Here is a 20,307-nt window from a genome sequence, read left to right on the forward strand (position 1 = left end):
ATCCGAAACTATGGGAGCCGAAGGTCCAAGTGTGGTGCAAATCATACAGAAGGCATTCGCTGGCATCTAAAATACCCACACGACCCGATACACGCCGCGCCGGACAAGGCATCTATGCTGTCAGGCGGGTGCTCGATGCCGTTGTCGGGATCGATAAAGATAGTGGCCACTTGCTTGACGCTTGCGCTTGCTGTCTTAGACTCCGCCCATCCGTCAGGGAGTTACGGTTATGCGGCGATTTCATGGATTGGGATTGGGATTCGGATTGACCTGTCTGGCGTGCCTTGCACAGGCGCAGACACCTGCGCCAGACGATCCGCTGCTCAGTGACAGCGCTGCCGGCGCCGCGGTGGCCAGCGGCAGCGAAGCGCGCGGTGTGTTGCGGGCCAAGGATCAGGCGGTACTGGCCGGCGAACTGTCCGGGCGCATTGTCGAGTTACCCTACAGCGAAGGCGAGTCCTTCAAGAAAGGCGAGGTGCTGGCGCGCTTCGATTGCTCGGCCTACCAGGCCCAGCTCAATGCCGCCCAGGCCGCCAGCCGTGGCGCCAACGAAGAGCTGGCGCACAACCGCCAACTGGCTTCGCTCAACTCGGTCGGCCGCTTCGAAGTGGCGCGAGCCGCGGCCAAGGTCTCCGAGACCCAGGCGCAATCCCAGGTCTACCAGGTGCAGGTCAAGCGTTGCAGCGTGATCGCGCCGTTCGACGGGCAGGTGGTGGCGCGCAAGGTACAGCGCTACGAAAGCGTGACGGCCGGCTCGCCCTTGCTGGAAATCGTCGACAACCGTTCCCTGGAAATCCACCTGCTGGTGCCGTCGAGCTGGATGGGCAAGCTCAAGGCCGGGCAGACCTTCAGCTTCGTCCCCGATGAAACCGGCAAGCCGCTGGCCGCCACGGTCAAGCGCCTCGGCGCGCGGATCGACGAAGGCAGCCAGACGCTGCTGCTGGTGGCGGCCGTACCCAACGCCGAGGGCCTGTTGGCGGGCATGAGCGGCACGGCGCGGTTCGCGGAGCTCAAATGAACGCGCCGGTAGCGGGCGCCGCCGAGCAGGTTTTCGCCCGGTTCCTCGACCTGGAGCGCCAGACCCGCGCCGCGCGCACGGTCGAGCAACTGGCCTACAGCCTGGTCAACGACAGCCAGGCACTGTTCGGCTATCGCCACGCGGCGCTGGTGATCGCCGGCAAGGTCCGCGCGGTGACTGGCGTCAGCGCGCTCGATCCGAATGCGCCCTTCGTGGCTTTCGTCGAGCAGGCGGTGGCCCGACTGTTCAAGCTCGAACTCGCGCAGCAGGCGCGAGTGGTCGCGGCCGAGCAACTGAGCGCCCCGGTACGGGCCGACTGGCAGAGCCTGTCGGCGGCGCAGGTGTTCTGGTTGCCGCTGATCGATCGTCAGGGCGCGCTCTTTGGTGGCCTGTGGCTGGCCCGCGACAATCCGTGGAACCCTTCCGAACAAGTATTGCTGGCACAACTGGGCGACACCTACAGCCACGCCTGGCTGGCGCTGCAACCGCGCAAGCCGTGGCGCCTGCGCTGGAACCGCAAACGCCGGCTGGCGCTGTTGGCGGTGGTGTTGCTGGGCTTGCTGATTCCGGTGCGGCAGTCGGTGCTGGCGCCGGCCGAAGTGGTGCCGCTGGGCGGGCGTGTGGTGGCGGCGCCGCTGGACGGGGTGATCGCCGAGTTTCTGGTCAAGCCTAACCAGACGGTGAAGACCGGCGACCTGCTGCTGCGTTTCGAAAACACCACCCTCAATGCCCAGGCCGATGTCGCCGCCCGCGCCTTGGGCGTGGCCGAGGCGGAACTGAAGGCCAATTCCCAGCGGGCCTTCGCCGATGCCGAATCCAGCTCGAAGATCGACCTGCTGGCGGCCCGGGTCGAACAGAAACGCGCCGAACGCGATTACGCCCGCGAATTGCTCAAGCGCAGCGAAGTACGGGCCGAACGCGATGGCATCGCGGTGTTCGCCGACGCCGAGCGCTGGACCGGCAAACCGGTGCAGACCGGCGAGCGCCTGATGGAAATCGCCGACCCCAACCAGGCCGAGTTGCGCATCGAACTGGCCGTGGGCGATGCCATTGCCCTGGAGCCCGGCGCGCAGGTGGCGCTGTTTCTCGACAGCGACCCGTTGCAGCGCCATCTGGCCAGCCTCGAACGGGCGGCCTACGAGGCGCAGCCGACGCCGGGCGGGCAATTGGCCTACCGCCTCGATGCGCGTTTTCGCGACGCGCCGCCGCGGATCGGCCTGCGCGGCACGGCCAAGCTCTTCGGTGAGCGCGCGCCGCTGGCGCTGTACCTGCTGCGCCGCCCGCTGGCCGGTCTGCGGCAGAGCGTGGGCCTGTAATGAACCTGCCGGGCCTGCGCGCGGACTTGCAGCTGTCGCCGGCGGCGCCGGCGCTGGACGGTTCGCCGCGCTGGACCCTGGCCGACCCGGTGCGCGGCCGCTATTTCAAGCTCGGCGCAGCGGCGATGCGCTTGCTCAGGCACTGGTCCCTGGGGGACGCCGGGCAGGTGCTGCGCGCCGCCAACCGCGAGCCGGGGCTGCCCCTGGGCGGCGCGGAACTGGAAGAGTTGCTGGGCTTCTTGCGCAGCCATGACCTGATCACCGCCCTCGATCCGCAGCAGCGCGCCAGCTATGAGCTCAAGGCCGCCGCGCAGCACCAGAGCCTGTGGCAGGTGCTGCTGCACCAATACCTGTTCTTTCGTATTCCGCTGTGGCGCCCGGACGCCTTTCTCAATCGTGCCTGGCCGTGGCTGGCGCGGTTCGGCCCGGGGCTGCTGCGCTACGGCTTGCCCCTGACCCTGGGGCTGGGAGTGTTTCTGGTGTCGCGGGACTGGCAGCGCTTCCTGGCGACCTTTCCCCACCTGTTCAGCCTCGGTGGCGCCCTGGCGTTCGGCGTGGCGCTGTTCTTCGCCAAGCTGTGCCATGAGTTCGGCCACGCTTTCATGGCCAAGCGCGCCGGTTGCCGGGTGCAGAGCATGGGGGTGGCGTTCATGGTGCTGCTGCCGATGTTCTACACCGACGTCAGTGATGCCTGGCGGGTCAATGACCGTCGCGCGCGCTTGCTGATCGGCGCCGGCGGCGTGCTGGCCGAGCTGCTGCTGGCCAGCATCGCCCTGCTGGCCTGGTCGCTGCTGCCGGACGGCCCGGCGCGCACCGCGGCCTTCATGCTCGCCAGCGCCACCTGGATCACCACCCTGGTGATCAACCTGAACCCCTTCATGCGCTTCGACGGCTATTTTCTGCTCAGCGATTTCTGGGAGGTGGACAACCTGCAAGGGCGGGCCTTCGCCCTCTGTCGCTGGCGTCTGCGCGAGGCCTTGTTCGGCTACCGGCAGCCGGCGCCGGAGCCCTGGTCGCCGGCCATGCAGCGGCGTCTGCTGTGGTGGGGTTATGGCTCGTGGCTGTGGCGCGCGGTGCTGTTTTTCGGGATTGCGCTGGCGGTGTACCACCTGTTTTTCAAGCTGCTGGGCATCTTCCTGATGCTGGTGGAACTGGTCTGGTTCATCTTTTTGCCCATCGTGCGGGAATGGCGCGAATGGTGGACGCACCGCGAACAGGCCCACGCGCCACGGGTATTGCTCAGCGGCCTGGGGTTGTTGGCGGCGCTGCTGCTGGTGGCGGTGCCCTGGCGCGGCTCGGTGGAGGTGCCGGCGATGCTCGAAGCCGGACGCGCCAGCGCCTTGCATGCGCCGGTGGCGGCGCGGGTTCGGCAGGTCAATGTCAGCGACGGCCAGGCGGTGAGCAAGGACCAGGTTTTGGTTGAGCTCGAATCCCCGGACCTGGCCTCGCGCCAGGCCATCGCCCGGCGGGAAATCGAGATCCAGCAATTGCAGATGCGCCGCCGCGCCGGGCGCAGCGAGACCGCCGCCGATGCCGGGATCGTCGAGCAGCAGCTGGCCGAGGCCGTGGCCGAATACCGCGGCCTGTCGGCGCAACGCGAGCGTCTGCTGCTGCGCGCGCCCGAGGCCGGCCAACTGCGCGACTTGCTGCCGCAACTGCAGGTGGGCCGCTGGGTTTCGCCCAAGGAGCCGCTGGCCCGGGTGGTCGAGCCGGGGGCGCGCTTGCGTGGGTTTCTCGCCGAGGCCGACCTGTGGCGGGTCGCGCCGGGCGCCACGGGGCGCTTTATCGCCGACGACCCGATGCACCCGGCGCTCGAGGTGCAATTGACCGAAGTCGATACCAACGGTGTGGCGTATATCGATCAGGAGGCGCTGACCTCCGATCACCATGGGCCGATTGCGGTGCGCCGCGATGAAAGCCGCCGCGCCGAACCGGTCCAGGCGCAGTACGGCGCGCGGCTCAAGGTGCTCGATGCCAGCGTCACCCCGAGCCAGCCGCTGCGCGGCGTGGTGGTGTTGCAGGGGCGTGGCGAGTCGCTGCTCGGTACGGCCTGGCGGCGCCTGGCGGCGCTGGGCGTGAGGGAAAGCGGGTTCTGAAACAAGGAATTTTCAGGGAGAACGCATATGTTGCATAAGGATTCGGCCATGTCCGATGGCCTGGTGGTACGTCCGTCGCGGCCCACCGACGGACCGTTCCTGCAAAGCCTTTACCGTTCGGCGCGCAGCGATCTGCAATGGATCGATGGCGAACAGGAGCAGATCGAGCAGGTGATCGCCCAGCAGTTCCAGGTCCAGGAGCAGGGGGCGGGGGAGAACTTCCCCGGCGCCATGCACTACGTGATCGAAAAGCTCGGCAGCGCCATCGGTGCCCTGACCACCGATTTCGGCGCCAATGAAATTCGTGTGCTGTACCTGGCGTTCATTCCCGCCGCCCGCGGTCGCGGTTATGGGCGCACGGTGCTGCAGGGCGTGCAGAAAGCCGCCGAGCAGGTGCGCTGCCCGGTGGCCACGGTGGTCTGGGCCAGCAACCCCCATGCGCGCCGGCATTACCTGGCGCTGGGGTTTCAGGTCGAGGAAGCCAACCCGGCGGCCGAGCGGCTGGTGTGGTACCCCGGCCCGCGCGGCTGAGCGGCGTAATTCGGCGGGTTCGAGCCGGTGCCCGGGGCGCTGCCGCCAGGCACGCTCGGTTCAGTTGAAGGCGATATAGAAATAGCCCAGCGTCGGATCGCGGCCCAGGGCCGGCACCCGTGACACGAACATGCCCTGCAGGTGGCCGACGCCGGGCAGTTCCAGGTCGCACAGGCCGTCGACGAACGCTGTCGGCGCCAGGCTGTTGAGCTCGACGCAGAAGGGCATGCGCGGGCTGTTCGGCATGCGGGCCTGGGGAGTGTCCTTGATGGACTCGATATGGACCGGCAACACGCTGCCGTCCGGTAGCAACAGATTGCAGGTTTGCCCCAGCAAAGGCTGGAAATGCTCACTTTGCAGCAGATGCAGCATGGCGCCACTCCTGGCTGGAAAAAGGGCCGGGGGAATGTCCCCCGGCGCGAACTTCAATTGCGCGATGGGAACAGACCGTTCAAGGCCACGCTGAAGTTGATCACCAGGAACGGGTTCATGACTTCCAGCGGCAGGCCGTTGCCGGCGGGCGAGATGGTGCCGGAGATCGTGGTGCTGACCCCCTGGAGGGGCACCGGCGTGGCGCCCAGCCCGTCGGAATAGATGGTCGCGGTGCCCGGCCCGCCGCCGGAGGTGCCGATGAACGAGTTGGTGGCCGTCGGCACGCTGACCGGGCTGCTGGCGGGGTTGGCCAATTGCAGCGTGGTGGCGGCGCTCACGCTGGCGAGGGTATGGGTGTGGGACGGCAGGTTGTTGAGGGTCGGGGTGACGTTTTCGGTACCGGAAACCTCGCCTATCACCCGTGGCGTCAGGCCCAGCCCGTTACCCTGGCCGATGGGCAGCCGCCCTTGCAGGTTCGGCAGCTGGAAGTTGGTGGTGCCGTTGCCGCCGTAGTAGGTGCCCAGCAGCGAAAACAGCGCCTGGTATTGCGAGATTCCCAGGGTCTGGCCATAACACGAGGCCCAGCCGTTGGGAGGGAAGTTAAAGGAAAAAGCTTGAATGGTGCCCATGAACACTTCCATAGTTTTTTATCCTTCAGGTTAATCAGTGGAACTCCCTGAGCCGATCCCTGGTGTCTGGCCTGACAGCTTGACCGATACGGTCAGAACGCCAAGCGGGCTCGTTGACAGCAATGGTTAGCGTAGACGCTGCTCCGCCAGTCGCCTGGGGTGATGGGGTGCCTTATGTCTGGCCGGATAAACAGCGATGCTGTGCTGGTAAAACGTTGGTGCAGGGGACATTCATGGCGTTTCGCAGAGAGCCGCAATTGCTGGATACGGCCGGGCCGGGCATCGCCCATCGGCTGGCGAGCGACGGACAGCGCCTGGTCGCGGTGCTGCGGGCGTACTGGCTGCTGCCGATTTTGCTGCTGGCGGCGGCCACCCGTTTCTACGACCTGACCGCCGCGGCCATCTGGGGCGATGAAGGCTCCAGCCTGCTGCTCAGCCGCTACGGCCTGAGCGAACTCTGGGTGCATGCCGCCCACGATGTGCATCCGCCGCTGTACTTCATGCTGCTGCGCGGCTGGATCGCGCTGTTTGGCGACGGCATCTTTGCCATTCGCAGTTTCAGCGCCTGGCCGGGGATCGTCTGTGTCGGCCTGGGGGTGTGGCTGGTGGCGCAGATCGCCAGCCGCCGTGCGGCGATCCTCGCCGGGTTCCTGCTGGCCCTGCTGCCCACCGCCGTGCGCTACAGCCAGGAAGTGCGCATGTATGCCTTGTTGGGGGTATGGCTGCTCGGCGCCACCCTGGCCCTGGTGTACTGGCTCAGGCAGCCCCGACGCCAGCGCTACCTGGTGTATTACACGCTGCTGATGAGCGCGGCGTTCTACACCCACTATTTCACCGCGCTCTGCGTGCTCGCCCACTGGGCGTACCTGTTGCTGCTGCGCCTGCAAGCGACGCCTGCGAGCCGGGCGATCAACCAGCCGGGCTGGTGGCTGGCCAACCTCGCCATCGTCATGCTGTTCGCCCCCTGGCTGCCGGGGCTGGTGGACCTGCTGCAGCATATCGACCAGCTGAAAGCCAGCGGCGACGTGGGCTGGGAGCCATCGGTGGAGTTTTTTTCATTGCCCTCGATGGTCTGGCAATTGCTGACCCAGGACGATGGCGAAAGCCGTTCCCCGCTGCTGTTCGCGGGCCTGCCGCTGCTGGTGCTGAGCGTTGTCGCAATGCTCGCCTGGCGCGACCGCACGCCCTGGCGCTGGAGCTGGCTGCTGGCGATCTACAGCGTGCTGCCGCTGTTGCTGGTGTTTGCGGTGTCATTCGTTACGCCGGTGTTCATCGAGCGCTACCTGACGGCCTATGCCCTGGGCCTGCCGCTGCTTTTCGCGATGGCGATCGACCGGCTGCTGGAGCACGCCCAGGTGCATGCCCGCGCGCTGGCGCTGGCGGTCCTGCTGCTGTTCGCCGGGGCCGAGGGGGTCGGCCTGAACAACAACGCCACGGTGGATAGCAACGATCAGATCAGCGTGCTGGTGGACTACGTGAACCAGCGCTACGTGGCCGGCGACCGGATCGTCACCAGCGACCTGCTGTGGTACCTGAGCTACGTCTACTACAACCGTACCGACGCCCAGCCGCTGCTCTACACCCCGCCCACGCCCGCCGGCGTCTCCACTCGGCCCAACGCCTATGGTTTCGGCACCCTGGTCGAGCAGCAGGCTGACAGGCTTTACCTCGACCGGCTGTCGGCGTTGCCGGTGGGCAGTGGTCGCGTCTGGCTGATCGGCACGGCCGACCAACCCGACGAATTCGCCCCGCTGCCGACGCAATGGCGAAAAACCGGCGAATTCACCGCCGGCGGGGTCACGGCGCGGTTACTGGTGATATGCGGCGCGGCGCAGGGCCAGGCGTCGGTGCAAGCACTGTGCGCCCAGGCTGGGAAACCTGCTGGATAGCGGCCTTGGGCGGTTTTGCGCAAAAAATCGGCCTGTGAACCGGCCGATGACGAAAGGCAGAATTCAGAGCCGGTAGTGGCTTAATCGGTTCACGTCCAGTCCCAGAGCGGCGAGTGCTTTTAAAGCACACGTTTTTTATGGTTTTTGCTTCGAATTGATATCAAAGCACCACTAGTTGGTTTTCTGACCTTGCACTACGCTTTTTCCTACAAATGGACTTATAGCTAGGGTGAAGGGATTGCCGCAGTTCCACTTTATCTCCGGTTTACCGCGCTCAGGGTCGACCCTGCTGTCGGCCATCCTGCTGCAGAACCCGCGCTTTCACGCCGGCATGACCAGCCCGGTGGGGGCGCTGTTCAGCGGCATCCTCGAACAATGCAGCGCCGGCAGCGAATTCGGCGCGGTCATCGACATCGATATGCGCCGCCGCCTGCTGCGCGGGCTGTTCGACTCCTACTACGCCGACAAGGCCGATAAACCCGTTGTCTTCGACACCAATCGCCAATGGTGCGCGCGCCTGCCGGCCTTGAAGGACCTGTTTCCCAAGGCCAGGACCATCGCCTGTGTGCGCAATGTCGCCTGGGTCATGGACAGCCTGGAACGGCTGTACCGGGCCAACCCTTTCGAAAACACCAAGCTGTTCGGCGATGCGGTCGAGCGTAATTCGGTCTACAGCCGCTGCGAAACCCTGGCCCAGCACAACCGTCTGGTGGGGTATGCCTGGACCGCCTTGAAAGAGGCCTATTACGGCGAAAACGCCGATTCGCTGCTGATCGTCGACTACGACCTGCTGAGCCAGGCCCCGGAGCGGGTGATGCGGCTGATCTACGACTTTATCGACGAACCCTGGTTCGAACACGATTTCGACCGCCTGGCCTACGACGCGCCCGAGTTCGACCAGGCGCTGGGGGTCGCGGGCCTGCACAAGGTCAAGGCGCGGGTGGCGCTGCAGTCGCGGCGCACCATCCTGCCGCCGGACCTGTTCGAGAAGTATGCGGAGCTGTCCTTCTGGAAAGACGGGGCATCCAGCGCCGCCAATGTCATTCGCATGAAATCCGACGCCGCGGTCCGTTGACCGCGGTTTTCATTTGCACCTTTCAGCACGTTCGAGTCCGGGTGAGCATCATGTGGTGGAGCAAAGGCAAGTCGCAGGTCAATCAGCGGGCCACCGGGCGGGCGAATGCCCTGGCCTCTCCGATGATCATGCCGCTGGAGCCGCGCATGCTGTTCGACGGTGCGGTGGCGGCGACGGTGACCGATGTCGCCCAGCCGGACAGCCACACCACCACGGACGTGGCCAAGACGCCGACCGCCGCCGATCAGCCGAGCGTCAGCAACGACACCCATGGCCAGGCCGATGCCGCGCCTGCCGTGACCCCGACCGCGGTACCGGGGCTGACGGTGGTGTTCGTCGATTCGCGGGTCAAGGACGCCGACAGTCTGCTCCAGGGCCTGGCGCCCGGCACCCAGGTGGTGCAACTGGGGGTGAACCAGGATGGCCTGCAGCAGATCGCCGATTACCTGGACCAGCATCAGGGCGTCAGTTCGGTGCAGATCATCGCCCACGGCAATGCCGGCGACCTGTGGCTGGGCAACAGCTACCTCTCGGCCGACAACGTCCAGGCGCGCAGCGCGGTGCTGGCGGACATCGGCCAGGACATGAACGCCGGCGGCGATATCCTGATCTACGGCTGCTACACCGCCGAGGGCGAACGCGGCCTGAGTTTCGTCGACTCGCTGGCGCAACTCACCGGTCGCGACGTGGCAGCCTCCAGCGACCGCACCGGCCTGGGGGGCGACTGGGAACTGGAGATCGCCACCGGCACCATCGAAAGCGCCAACGTGCTGTCCACCCAGGCCATGCAGGATTATCAGTGGGGGCTGGCGACCTGGACCGCCACCAACAACGCCAACACCGGCGTGGGTTCGTTGCGGGCGGCACTGGCGTCGGCGCAGAACGGCGACATCGTCACCTTCAGCAGCGGCATGACGGTGCAGCTGACCTCCGAACTGCTGGTCAACAAGAACGTGACCATCGACGGCGACCTGAACAACGACGGCGCGGCGGACGTGATCCTCGACGGCCAGTACCGCACCCGGGTCATTGAAGTGACCGCGGGCAGTACCGTGACCCTCGATGGCCTGGTGATCACCCGGGGCCTGGTCTCGGGTAACGGCGGCAACGGCGGGTATGGCGCGACCGGCGCCATGGCCGGGGGGATTTTCAACGCCGGCAACCTCACCCTCAACAACGTCACCGTGACCTCCAACGCGGCCTCGGGCGGCGGTGGCGGGGGTGGTGTCACCGGCGCGTTTTACGGCGGTGGCGGTGGTGGTGGCGGCGGGCTGGGCGGCCAGGGTGGCGGCCACGGCGGTTCCGCCGGCCCCGGCACCGGCACACTGGGCGGCCAGGCTGGCAGCGGTGGCGTGGGCGGTTATGGCGGTGGCTACGACGCCACCCACATGGGCGGTCGCGGCGGTACCAGCACCGGCGGCGCCGGCGGCGTGGGCGTGTCTTATTACAGCAACGGCGGCAACGGCGCCTCGGCCACCAACGGCACGATTTCCATCGGCGGCGGTGGCGGCGGCGCGGGTTGGGACAAGGTCGGCGGCGCGGGCGGCAATGCCGCCGGCGGGATCTACAACGCCTCCAGCGGCACCCTCACGGTGATCGGCACCTCGACCATCAGCAACAACATCGGCGCGGGCGGCGGCGGTGGCGGTGGTGGCGGCCAAGGCAGCAACGCCAGCAATGGCGGGATTGGCGGCCGCGGCGTCGGCGCGGTCTGGAACAAGGGCACCTTCCTGATCACCGCCGCCAACTTCGCCGCCCTGAGCGGCAACGCGGCGGCCAGCGGCGCCGGTGGCGTAGCGCTGGGCGGTGGCAGCACCGGTACTTCGCCGACATCGGTGGCGACCATCTACAACGACGGCGGCATCCTCAATACCGCCTATGCACCACCGCCCACCGCGACCATAGTGGTCGCGGACACCGCGCTGAAAATCGGCGAGACCTCGCTGGTGACCATCACCTTCAGCGAGGCGGTGACCGGCTTCACCAACGCCGACCTGAGCATCGCCAACGGCACCCTGACCGCGGTGAGCAGCAGCGACGGCGGCATTACCTGGACCGCCACCTTCACCCCGACTTCGAGCATCACCGATACTAGCAACGTCATCACCCTGGATAACACCGGGGTCATCAATGGCCTGGGCACCGCCGGGGTCGGCACCACCGACTCCAATAACTATGCGATCGATACCGTACGGCCGACCGCGACCATCGTGGTCGCGGACAACGCCTTGAGGGTCGGCGAAACCTCGCTGGTGACCATCACCTTCAGCGAAGCGGTGAGCGGCTTCACCAACGCCGACCTGAGCATCGCCAACGGCACTTTGAGCGCGGTGAGCAGCAGCGATGGCGGCATCACCTGGACCGCGACCTTCACTCCGAGCGCCAGCATCAGCGACACCAGCAACCTGATCACCCTGGATAACACCGGCATCGCCGACCTGGCCGGCAACGCCGGCAGCGGCACCACCGATTCCAATAACTACGCCATCGATACGGTGCGCCCGACCGCGACCATCGTGGTCGCCGACAGTACTCTCAGCGCCGGTGAAACCTCGTTGGTGACCATTACCTTTAGCGAAGCGGTGAGCGGCTTCACCAATGCCGACCTGAGCATCGCCAACGGCACCTTGAGCGCGGTGAGCAGCAGTGATGGCGGCATCACCTGGACCGCCACCTTCACCCCGACCGTTGGTATCAACGATGCCAGCAACCTGATCACCCTGAACAACACCGGTATCGCCGACCTGGCCGGCAACACCGGCAGTGGCACCACCAACTCCAACAACTACAGCATCGACACCGTCCTGCCGACCGCGACCATAGTGGTGGCGGACAACGCCCTGAAGATCGGTGAAACCTCACTGGTGACCATCACCTTCAGCGAGGCGGTGACCGGCTTCAGCAACGCCGACCTGACCGTCGCCAACGGCACCCTGAGCGCGGTGAGCAGCAGCGACGGCGGCATTACCTGGACCGCCACCTTCACCCCGAGCACCAGCATCACCGATGCCACCAACCTGATCACCCTGGACAACACCGGCGTCACCAACGCCTCCGGCAACGCCGGTAGCGGCACCACCGACTCCAACAACTACGCGATCGATACGGTGCGGCCGACCGCGACCATAGTGGTTGCCGATACCGCGCTGAGAATCGGTGAAACTTCGCTGGTGACCATCACCTTCAGCGAAGCGGTGAGCGGCTTCACCAACTCCGACCTGAGCATCGCCAACGGCACTTTGAGCGCGGTGAGCAGCAGCGATGGCGGCATCACCTGGACCGCGACCTTCACTCCGAGCGCCAGCATCAGCGACACCAGCAACCTGATCACCCTGGATAACACCGGCATCGCCGACCTGGCCGGCAATGCCGGCAGCGGCACCACCGATTCCAATAACTACGCCATCGATACGGTGCGCCCGACCGCGACCATCGTGGTCGCCGACAGTACTCTCAGCGCCGGTGAAACCTCGTTGGTGACCATTACCTTTAGCGAAGCGGTGAGCGGCTTCACCAATGCCGACCTGAGCATCGCCAACGGCACCTTGAGCGCGGTGAGCAGCAGTGATGGCGGCATCACCTGGACCGCCACCTTCACCCCGACCGTCGGCATCGCCGATGCCAGCAACCTGATCACCCTGAACAACACCGGGGTCAGCGACCTGGCCGGCAACAGCGGTAGCGGCACCACCAACTCCAACAACTACAGCATCGACACCGTCCTGCCGACCGCGACCATCGTGGTGGCGGATAACAACCTGAAGATCGGTGAAACCTCGCTGGTGACCATCACCTTCAGCGAGGCAGTGAGCGGCTTCAGCAACGCCGACCTGACCGTCGCCAACGGCACTTTGAGCGCGGTCAGCAGCAGCGACGGTGGCATCACCTGGACTGCCACCTTCACCCCGACGTCGAGCATCACTGACACCAGCAACGTCATCACCCTGGATAACAGCGGGGTGACCAACGCCTCGGGCAACGCCGGCAGCGGCACCACCGATTCCAACAACTACGCGATCGACACCGTGCGCCCGACGGCGACCATCGTGGTCGCCGACAGCGCCCTGGGCGTGGGCCAGACCAGTACCGTGACCATCACCTTCAGCGAGGCGGTGACCGGCTTCACCCTGGCTGACCTGACCGTGGCCAACGGTACGTTGAGCGGCTTGGGCACCAGCGACAACATCACCTACACGGCGACCCTCACCCCGACTGCCAGTATCAGCGACAGCAGCAACCTGATTACCCTGGATAACACCGGCATTACGGATGGGGCGGGCAACGCCGGCAGCGGCACCACCGACTCCAACAACTACGCCATCGACAGCCTGCGTCCGACCGCCACCATCGTCCTCTCCGACTCGACCCTCAAGGCCGGCGAAACCTCGCTGGTGACCATCACCTTCAGTGAAGCCGTGAGCGGTTTCGACAACAGCGACCTGACAGTGGCCAACGGTACCCTGAGCGCAGTGAGCAGCAGCAACGGCGGTATCACCTGGACCGCCACCTTCACCCCGACGGCGGGCATCACCGACCTGAGCAACCTGATCACCCTGAACAACACCGGTTTCACCGACGTGGCCGGCAACAGCGGTACCGGGACCACCAGCTCAGCCAACTACAGCATCGAAACCGTAGTGCCGACGGCCACCCTCGTGATCGCCGACACGGCCCTGAAGGCTGGCGAAACCTCGCTGGTGACCATCACCTTCAGTGAGGCGGTCAGTGGTTTCGACAACAGCGACCTGACGGTGGCCAACGGCACTTTGAGCGCGGTGAGCAGCAGCGATGGCGGGGTCACCTGGACTGCTACCTTCACGCCGACTGTGGGTGTCGGCGATACCAGCAACGTCATCACCCTGAACAACAGCGGCGTGATCAATGTCTCGGGTAATACGGGCAGCGGCACCACCGATTCGAACAACTATGTCATCGACACGGCTCGCCCAACGGCGACCATAGTGGTGGCCAACCCGATCCTGCCGATTGGCGAAACCAGCCTGGTGACCATCACCTTCAGCGAGGCGGTCAGCGGTTTCGACAACAGTGACCTGACGGTGAGCAACGGCACCCTGAGCGCGGTCAGCAGCAGCGACGGCGGCATCACCTGGACCGCGACCTTCACCCCGAACGTCAACGTCAGCGATGCGACCAACCTGATCAGCCTCAACAACAGCGGGGTCAGTGACGCGGCGGGCAACGCCGGCAGCGGCAGCACCGACTCGAACAATTTCATCATCGACACCGGGCGGCCGACCGCCACCATCGTGCTGGCCGACACGGCCCTGAAAGCGGGTGAAACCACCACGGTCACCATCACCTTCAGCGAGGCGATCAGCGGCTTCACCAACTCGGACCTGACAGTGGCCAACGGTACCCTGGGGGCCCTGAGCAGCAGCGATGGCGGGGTGACCTGGACCGCCACCTTTACCCCGGCCATCAACATCAGCGACAGCAGCAATCAGATCACCCTGAACAATGCCGGAGTGATAGACGCCGTCGGCAACACCGGCAGCGGCACCACCGACTCGGCCAACTACGTCATCGACACCGTGCGCCCCACCGCTACCGTGGTGGTCGCCAACCCGATGCTGGCCGTGGGCGACACGTCCCTGGTGACCATCACCTTCAGCAAGGCGGTGAGCGGCTTCGACAACAGCGACCTGATGGTGACCAACGGCACCTTGAGTGCGCTGAGCAGCAGCGACGGTGGTGTCACCTGGACCGCGACCTTCACCCCGAACACCAACCTCAGCGATACAAGCAACCTGATCACCCTGAACAACAGCGGGGTCAGCGACGCCTCGGGCAATACCGGGCTGGGCAGCACGGATTCGAACAATTACCTGATCGATACCCAGCGGCCGACCGCGACCATCGTGGTCGCCAACAGCAGCCTCGGCGTGGGCCAGACCAGCAGCGTGACCATCACCTTCAGCGAAGCGGTGAGCGGCTTCACCAACTCGGACCTGACGGTGGCCAACGGCACCCTGAGCGCCCTGGGCAGCAGCGACGGCGGCCGGACCTGGACCGCGACCCTGACGCCAACCGCCAATATCAGCGACACCAGCAACCTGATCACCCTGAACAACAGCGGGGTGAGCGACTCCTTCGGCAATACCGGCGCTGGCAGCACCGACTCCAACAACTACGCGATCAACACCGTGCCGGCGGCCAACCCACCCACGGAGCTGCCGGTGGGCGATCCGGAATTCCGTTCGAGCGACCCGGTGGTTCCGCCGCTGCCGCCTTATGTGCCGTTGCAACCCACGGTCACCACGCCACCCGTTGGCGACCTGGGCTCGCCACTGGCCTTCGCGCCGTTGTTCGAGCAGCGGGTGCTGGGCGATGGCATCCGGCCGCTGGGGGATATTTTCATCAATCGCGGGGCCCTGGCGCCGAGCTTCATTGCCCAGGTGTTCGGCAGCAGCGATGCCGGAGGCGATGGCAATGGCCATGGCTTCCTCGGCTTCGGTGGCGGCGATGGCGGGGTGTTCAGCCAAAGCACGCTGTCGCTGCTGTTCGACCAGGACTCCGCCGAGGATGGCGGTTCGCTGAAGTCTTTCGGCGACAAGGCCAAGACTGGCGATCTTTCCCAGGGCGGGCGCGGGGTGTTCGGGGCACCGTCGCTGACCCAGCAATTGCAAGTGATGCAAGACACAGAACAACGGCCGATCCGCGATCTGGCCAAGGCGTTCGAACAGGCCGGCGTCAGCGCAATGCAGGCCTGAAAACAATACATAAATACGATGCGGCACCCAGGGGCGAGACAAGGATGAATAAAAGTCAGAAGTTGTTCGGGGTCAGCTTGTTGGCGCTGATGGTCAGCGGTTGTGCCGTCAGCAGTAAACCGATCGAACGCAGTGCCAGTGAGCAGCGCGCCAGGAGCGACCTGCAGAGCATGTACAAGGACCAGGAACCGCTGAGCGGCCCGCTGACCCTGCACCAGGCCATGGCCCGGGCGGTGAAGTACAACCTCGAGGGCCGCTTGAAAATCATGGAAGAGGCCCTGGCCAAGCGCCAGCTGGACCTCGCCAGTTTCGACATGCTGCCGCGCATGGCCCTCTCCGCCGGCTATGTGGGGCGCAACAACGTCAGCGCCTCCAGCAGCCAGAGCGTGGAGACCGGCACCCAGTCCCTGGAACCTTCGACCTCCCAGGACCGGGACCGCAGGGTGGCCGACCTGACCATGGTCTGGAATGTGCTGGACTTCGGCGTCAGCTACATCAACGCCAAGCAGCAGGGCGACCAGCGACTGATCGTCCAGGAGCGTCGGCGCAAGGTGATCAACACCATCGTCCAGGACGTGCGCTCGGCCTATTGGCGGGCGGTGGCGGCCGAACGCCTGCTCAAGCAGATCGACAGCCTGATGGGCCGGGTCGAGCAGGCCCGCAGCAACAGCCAGAGCATGAGCCAGCAACGCATCGGCGACCCGGTGCAGGCCCTGGCCTACCAGCGCTCGCTGATCGAGGCCACGCGCCAGCTGGAGGAGCAGCGCCGGGCGTTGTCCCTGGCCAAGACCGAGCTGGCGACCCTGATCAACCTGCCGATGACCACCCACCTGACCCTGGCGACCAGCGACGATTACCCGGTGCCGGAACTCAAGGTCGATATGGCCCGCCTCGAGCACGAGGCCCTGACCAGCCGCCCGGAACTGCGCGAGCAGGATTACCAGAGCCGCATCAGCGCCGCGGAAACCCGCAAGGCCATGCTGCGCCTGCTGCCGGGCCTGGAGTTCTCCGCCGGCGGGCATTACGACAGCAACTCGTTCCTGGTCAACGACAAGTGGGCCGACTACGGGGTGAAGGTCACCTGGAACCTGTTCAATGTGCTCTCCGCGCCGGCGGCCATCGACACCGCCAAGGCCGGTGAAGACGTCGCCGCGGCCCGTCGCCAGGCCATGTCGATTGCCGTGCTGGCCCAGGTCTACGTGGCCAACGCCAACTACCGCGACGCCTTGCGCCAGTTCAAGACCAGCCAGGAGCTGGCGGATATCGACGGGCAGATCGTCGGCCAGCTGCGCAACCGCTACCAGGCCAACGGCATCGGCGAACTGGACCTGATCCAGGGCGAGCTGAACACCTTGCAGGCGGACCTGCGGCGCGACCTGGCCTATGCCGACCTGCGCAACGCCTATGGGCAGATCTTCGCCAGCGCCGGCCTCGACCCGCTGCCCGACGAGGTGCAATCGACCCAGGTGCAGTCCATCGCCACGGCGCTGGCCAGCCGTGAGGCCGACTGGGCGGCGGGCAACATCAGTACGCCGGTGGCCCATGCCCAAAGACAATAACCTGCAGGCCCCCCAGGCCAGCGTCAGCCGCGCCCAGCGCGAGGCGCGAAACGGCCATCGCGGTGTGGCGATCCTGTTGACCGGCCTGCCGGCGGCGGGCAAGTCGACCCTGGCCCAGGCGCTGCAGGCCGGGCTGTTCCAGCACGGTCGGCAGAGCCTGGTGCTGGACGGCGATGCCTTGCGCGGCGGCCTGAACCGCGACCTGGGGTTCGCCGAGGCCGACCGCCGGGAAAATATCCGCCGCGCCAGCGAGCTGGCAGCCCTGCTGGTGGACAACGGGCAGATTGTGATCCTGGCGATGATTGCCCCGCTGATCGAGCAGCGTGAGCTGTTCGCCCGGCGCCTGGGCGAGGACTACCTGGAAGTCTGGTGCAGCGCCTCGCTGGCGGTCTGCGAGCAGCGCGACCCCAAGGGCCATTACGCCCGCGCCCGCAGCGGCGAGTTGCCGGGGTTCACCGGTATCTCGGCGCCCTACGAGCCGCCACGGGCGGCGCTGGAACTGGACACCGGCGCTCAGTCGGTCGAGGACTGCCTGGGGCAATTGTTCGGCTGGCTGGTCGAGCGCAAGGTGCTGCCGGCCTCATGAGCCGTCCGGCGTTCGCCCGCCTGCCCGTCAGCGTGGACCTGCCGCGGCTGTTGCGCGCCCTGGCGCGAATCGACGCGAGCGCCTGGCAGGGCCACTTCAACGGCGATTATTACGAGGGCGACTGGAGCGGCGTGGCCTTGATCTCGGCGCTTGACGCGCCCTCCGAGCTGGCGCCGGGCAAGGGCCTGCCGGTGCAGCGCGAGCCCTGGCGGCAGGATCCGGACTGGCAACAGGCATTGCGGCACCTGCCCTTGCGGATCGTCTCGGCGCGCCTGCTGCGGTTGGGGCCGGGGGCGCGCATCCATGAACACCGCGACTACGACCTGGGCGGCCCGGACGCCGACCTGCGCCTGCATATCCCCCTGCTCAGCCCGCCGCGGGTGGATTTCCTGCTCGACGGGCAGCGCATGCCGATGCTGGCGGGAGAGTGCTGGTTTTTCGACCTGTCGCGCCCGCATCGGGTGGATAACTACGACACTCAGGCACGTATTCATCTGGTACTCGACTGTCGCCCCGACCCTTGGCTGGAACAGGCGATTGTCGAGGGCCTGCCAACCACCCCGGCGCCTGGCCTGGGCCGCGCGACCCTGGACTTCGCGCGGTTTTGCCGGCTGCTTGAAGAGGACACCGTGCTGTGCCAGGCCTTGCAGGCGCTGACCGATAGCGAAGCCTTCATCGAGCGCGCCCTGGCCCTGGCGGCCGAGCGTGGCCTGGCGTTCACCCGCGAAGACCTGCGTTCGGCCATGCGCCAGGGGCGGCGTCTGTGGAATGAACAATGGATGGCCTGAACCTGCACGGCTGGTTGCCGATCCGCCTCTGGCAGCCGGGTGACGAGTGGCGGGTCGACTGGTGCTGGTTCGGCGACAGGCCGCTGTCGCAGCCGTTTTTCCGCGAGGCGGTCGAAGAGGCCCTGCGCCTGCCGTTCAATCAGGCGTTCCGCCGCCAGACGCCTTTGTCTGCCCTGACCGAATGGCGTCAACGCAGTCCGGGCCTGGCTCCCAGCGCCTTTATCTTTCATGCCTCGCGCTGCGGCTCGACCCTGCTCAGCCAGATGCTGGCCTGCCTGGACGACCATATCGTGGTGTCCGAACCGCCGCCGCTGGATGCCCTGCTGCGCGGCTCGCTGGCCCCGCAGGAGCGGGCTGCCGCGCTTGTGGGCCTGCTATCGGCCTATGGGCAGGTACGCCGTGGTACTGAGCAGCGGCTGGTGATCAAGCTCGATGCCTGGAACATCGGCGAGCTGCCGCTGCTGCGCCAGTGCTTCGCCGGTACGCCGTGGCTGTTTGTGTATCGCGACCCGCTGGAAATCGCCGTGTCGCATCTGCGCCGGGCCGGCATGCACATGACGCCGGGCCTGATCGGGCCCAGCGCGCTGGACGACGGCGAGCCTTTCCAGGACCGGGAAAGCTGGGTCGCCCGGCGTCTGGGGCGCTTGTTGCAGCTGGGGCTGGAACACTGCCGCGAACACCATGGCCTGGCACTGAACTACAGCGAACTGCCCGCCGCCATGGACAGCCACCTGGGCGATTTTCTCGGCCTGGGCGCCGAGCAACGCAGGGCGGCCTTCGCCCGTATCGGCCAGCATGCCAAGCAGCCGGCGCAGGCCTTTGTCGATGATCGCCAGGGTAAGCAGCAACAGGCTTCAGCGCGGCTGCGGGAGCAGCTGGAGCAATGGGCGCAGGCGCCTTACGCGGCGCTGGAACAGTGGCGCAGCAGGGCGGCCAGCGCAGTCCCGCAAACGCGTCTCAGCTCTTCGGCGACAAGTCCGCCATGCCCTTGAGGAATTCGATGGGCAGCGGGAAAACGATGGTCGAGCTCTTGTCGCCGGCAATCGCGCCCAGGGTCTGCATGTAGCGCAGTTGCATGGCGCCGGGCTGGCGGCCGAGCATTTCGGCGGCCTGCATGAGTTTTTCCGAGGCCTGCAATTCGCCTTCGGCGTGGATCACCTTGGCCCGGCGTTCCCGCTCGGCTTCGGCCTGTTTGGCGATGGCGCGGATCATCGATTCGTTGAGGTCGACATGCTTGATCTCGACGTTCGCCACCTTGATGCCCCAGGCGTCGGTCTGGGCGTCCAGCACCTGCTGGATATCGGCGTTCAGGCGTTCGCGCTCGGCCAGCAGTTCGTCCAGCTCATGCTTGCCCAGCACCGCGCGCAGGGTGGTCTGGGCCAGTTGGCTGGTGGCCATGAGGAAATCCTCGACCTGGATGATCGCCTTCTGCGAGTCCAGCACGCGGAAATACAGCACGGCGTTGACCTTGACCGAGACGTTGTCGCGGGTGATCACATCCTGCGGCGGCACGTCGAGCACCACGGTGCGCAGGTCGACGCGGACCATCTGCTGGACGACCGGAATCAGCAGGACCAGCCCCGGCCCCTTGACCCTCCAGAAGCGCCCGAGCTGGAACACCACCCCGCGCTCGTATTCGCGCAGGATGCGAAACGTCGAGACCGCCAGCGCCAACAGCAGCGCCAGCAGCGCGCCAAAACCCAATTCCAGACCCATT

14 protein-coding genes are annotated in these 20,307 nt (G+C 66.3%); 11 read left to right on the forward strand and 3 right to left on the reverse strand.

Annotation, left to right across the window (positions count from 1 at the left end; genetic code table 11):
* The first annotated feature begins 229 nt into the window (after nt 1-229).
* From AC3RCP_RS01955 to AC3RCP_RS01970, 4 genes are read left to right on the forward strand one after another with little or no spacing between them, the layout of a single operon-like run.
* Nucleotides 230-1,018 (forward strand): efflux RND transporter periplasmic adaptor subunit, encoded by a 789-nt coding sequence (locus tag AC3RCP_RS01955; protein WP_007928634.1) that lies wholly within the window; start codon nt 230-232, stop codon nt 1,016-1,018.
* Nucleotides 1,015-2,334 carry an efflux RND transporter periplasmic adaptor subunit gene (locus tag AC3RCP_RS01960; RefSeq protein WP_492571763.1) on the forward strand — a complete coding sequence of 440 codons (1,320 nt, stop codon included), beginning with the start codon at nt 1,015-1,017 and terminating at the stop codon, nt 2,332-2,334. The genes AC3RCP_RS01955 and AC3RCP_RS01960 overlap by 4 nt, the downstream gene beginning before the upstream one ends.
* Nucleotides 2,334-4,430 (forward strand): efflux RND transporter periplasmic adaptor subunit, encoded by a 2,097-nt coding sequence (locus tag AC3RCP_RS01965; RefSeq protein WP_492571762.1) that lies wholly within the window; start codon nt 2,334-2,336, stop codon nt 4,428-4,430. The genes AC3RCP_RS01960 and AC3RCP_RS01965 overlap by 1 nt, the downstream gene beginning before the upstream one ends.
* A gap of 27 nt (nt 4,431-4,457) precedes the next feature.
* On the forward strand, nt 4,458-4,961 hold the full coding sequence (locus AC3RCP_RS01970) for a GNAT family N-acetyltransferase (RefSeq protein WP_007928631.1): 504 nt from the start codon (nt 4,458-4,460) through the stop codon (nt 4,959-4,961).
* Nucleotides 4,962-5,021: 60 nt separating this feature from the next.
* Here the strand turns inward: AC3RCP_RS01970 and AC3RCP_RS01975 are convergent, their stop codons facing one another.
* Entirely contained in the window at nt 5,022-5,333 is a 312-nt protein-coding gene (locus AC3RCP_RS01975; RefSeq protein ID WP_101336430.1) for a DUF6916 family protein, read from the reverse strand.
* A gap of 53 nt (nt 5,334-5,386) precedes the next feature.
* Entirely contained in the window at nt 5,387-5,974 is a 588-nt protein-coding gene (locus tag AC3RCP_RS01980) for a phage tail protein (protein ID WP_009041589.1), read from the reverse strand.
* Nucleotides 5,975-6,195: 221 nt separating this feature from the next.
* Between AC3RCP_RS01980 and AC3RCP_RS01985 the strand changes: the two genes are divergently transcribed.
* The 7 genes from AC3RCP_RS01985 to AC3RCP_RS02015 all read left to right on the forward strand — a co-directional run bounded on the left by AC3RCP_RS01985 (nt 6,196) and on the right by AC3RCP_RS02015 (nt 19,582).
* Nucleotides 6,196-7,851, forward strand: coding sequence for a glycosyltransferase family 39 protein (locus AC3RCP_RS01985; RefSeq protein WP_492571761.1), 1,656 nt, complete (start codon nt 6,196-6,198; stop codon nt 7,849-7,851).
* A gap of 229 nt (nt 7,852-8,080) precedes the next feature.
* Nucleotides 8,081-8,926: a sulfotransferase family protein gene (locus AC3RCP_RS01990; RefSeq protein WP_101336432.1), complete on the forward strand. Its 846-nt coding sequence runs from the start codon at nt 8,081-8,083 to the stop codon at nt 8,924-8,926.
* Nucleotides 8,927-8,976: 50 nt separating this feature from the next.
* A complete protein-coding gene (locus tag AC3RCP_RS01995) occupies nt 8,977-15,657 on the forward strand; it encodes an Ig-like domain-containing protein (RefSeq protein WP_492571760.1) in 6,681 nt (2,226 codons plus the stop codon).
* A gap of 44 nt (nt 15,658-15,701) precedes the next feature.
* The gene (locus AC3RCP_RS02000) at nt 15,702-17,216 is read left to right on the forward strand and encodes a TolC family protein (RefSeq protein WP_053259186.1); all 1,515 of its coding nucleotides are present in this window, start codon (nt 15,702-15,704) and stop codon (nt 17,214-17,216) included.
* The gene (gene cysC, locus AC3RCP_RS02005) at nt 17,200-17,802 is read left to right on the forward strand and encodes an adenylyl-sulfate kinase (protein WP_274301769.1); all 603 of its coding nucleotides are present in this window, start codon (nt 17,200-17,202) and stop codon (nt 17,800-17,802) included. The genes AC3RCP_RS02000 and cysC overlap by 17 nt, the downstream gene beginning before the upstream one ends.
* Entirely contained in the window at nt 17,799-18,590 is a 792-nt protein-coding gene (locus tag AC3RCP_RS02010; protein ID WP_492571759.1) for an aspartyl/asparaginyl beta-hydroxylase domain-containing protein, read from the forward strand. The genes cysC and AC3RCP_RS02010 overlap by 4 nt, the downstream gene beginning before the upstream one ends.
* Nucleotides 18,578-19,582, forward strand: a complete 1,005-nt coding sequence (locus AC3RCP_RS02015; RefSeq protein ID WP_492571758.1) for a sulfotransferase family protein — start codon at nt 18,578-18,580, stop codon at nt 19,580-19,582. The genes AC3RCP_RS02010 and AC3RCP_RS02015 overlap by 13 nt, the downstream gene beginning before the upstream one ends.
* Here AC3RCP_RS02015 and AC3RCP_RS02020 read toward each other — a convergent pair.
* Entirely contained in the window at nt 19,548-20,306 is a 759-nt protein-coding gene (locus AC3RCP_RS02020; protein WP_007932057.1) for a slipin family protein, read from the reverse strand. The two genes, AC3RCP_RS02015 and AC3RCP_RS02020, sit on opposite strands and share 35 nt — an antisense overlap.
* Nucleotide 20,307 lies beyond the last annotated feature (1 nt).

The organism is Pseudomonas sp. GW822-FHT05A08, from assembly GCF_058800485.1.

What these genes read in the sequence shown, in the direction of transcription:
- AC3RCP_RS01960 (WP_492571763.1), top strand. Translation starts at nt 1,015, where the DNA reads ATGAACGCGCCGGTAGCGGGCGCCGCCGAGCAGGTTTTCGCCCGGTTC.
- AC3RCP_RS01970 (WP_007928631.1), top strand. Translation starts at nt 4,458, where the DNA reads ATGTTGCATAAGGATTCGGCCATGTCCGATGGCCTGGTGGTACGTCCG.
- AC3RCP_RS01985 (WP_492571761.1), top strand. Translation starts at nt 6,196, where the DNA reads ATGGCGTTTCGCAGAGAGCCGCAATTGCTGGATACGGCCGGGCCGGGC.
- AC3RCP_RS01975 (WP_101336430.1), bottom strand. Translation starts at nt 5,333, where the DNA reads ATGCTGCATCTGCTGCAAAGTGAGCATTTCCAGCCTTTGCTGGGGCAA.
- AC3RCP_RS01955 (WP_007928634.1), top strand. Translation starts at nt 230, where the DNA reads ATGCGGCGATTTCATGGATTGGGATTGGGATTCGGATTGACCTGTCTG.
- AC3RCP_RS01995 (WP_492571760.1), top strand. Translation starts at nt 8,977, where the DNA reads ATGTGGTGGAGCAAAGGCAAGTCGCAGGTCAATCAGCGGGCCACCGGG.
- AC3RCP_RS02000 (WP_053259186.1), top strand. Translation starts at nt 15,702, where the DNA reads ATGAATAAAAGTCAGAAGTTGTTCGGGGTCAGCTTGTTGGCGCTGATG.
- AC3RCP_RS01965 (WP_492571762.1), top strand. Translation starts at nt 2,334, where the DNA reads ATGAACCTGCCGGGCCTGCGCGCGGACTTGCAGCTGTCGCCGGCGGCG.
- AC3RCP_RS02020 (WP_007932057.1), bottom strand. Translation starts at nt 20,306, where the DNA reads ATGGGTCTGGAATTGGGTTTTGGCGCGCTGCTGGCGCTGCTGTTGGCG.
- AC3RCP_RS01980 (WP_009041589.1), bottom strand. Translation starts at nt 5,974, where the DNA reads ATGGAAGTGTTCATGGGCACCATTCAAGCTTTTTCCTTTAACTTCCCT.
- cysC (WP_274301769.1), top strand. Translation starts at nt 17,200, where the DNA reads ATGCCCAAAGACAATAACCTGCAGGCCCCCCAGGCCAGCGTCAGCCGC.
- AC3RCP_RS02010 (WP_492571759.1), top strand. Translation starts at nt 17,799, where the DNA reads ATGAGCCGTCCGGCGTTCGCCCGCCTGCCCGTCAGCGTGGACCTGCCG.
- AC3RCP_RS02015 (WP_492571758.1), top strand. Translation starts at nt 18,578, where the DNA reads ATGGATGGCCTGAACCTGCACGGCTGGTTGCCGATCCGCCTCTGGCAG.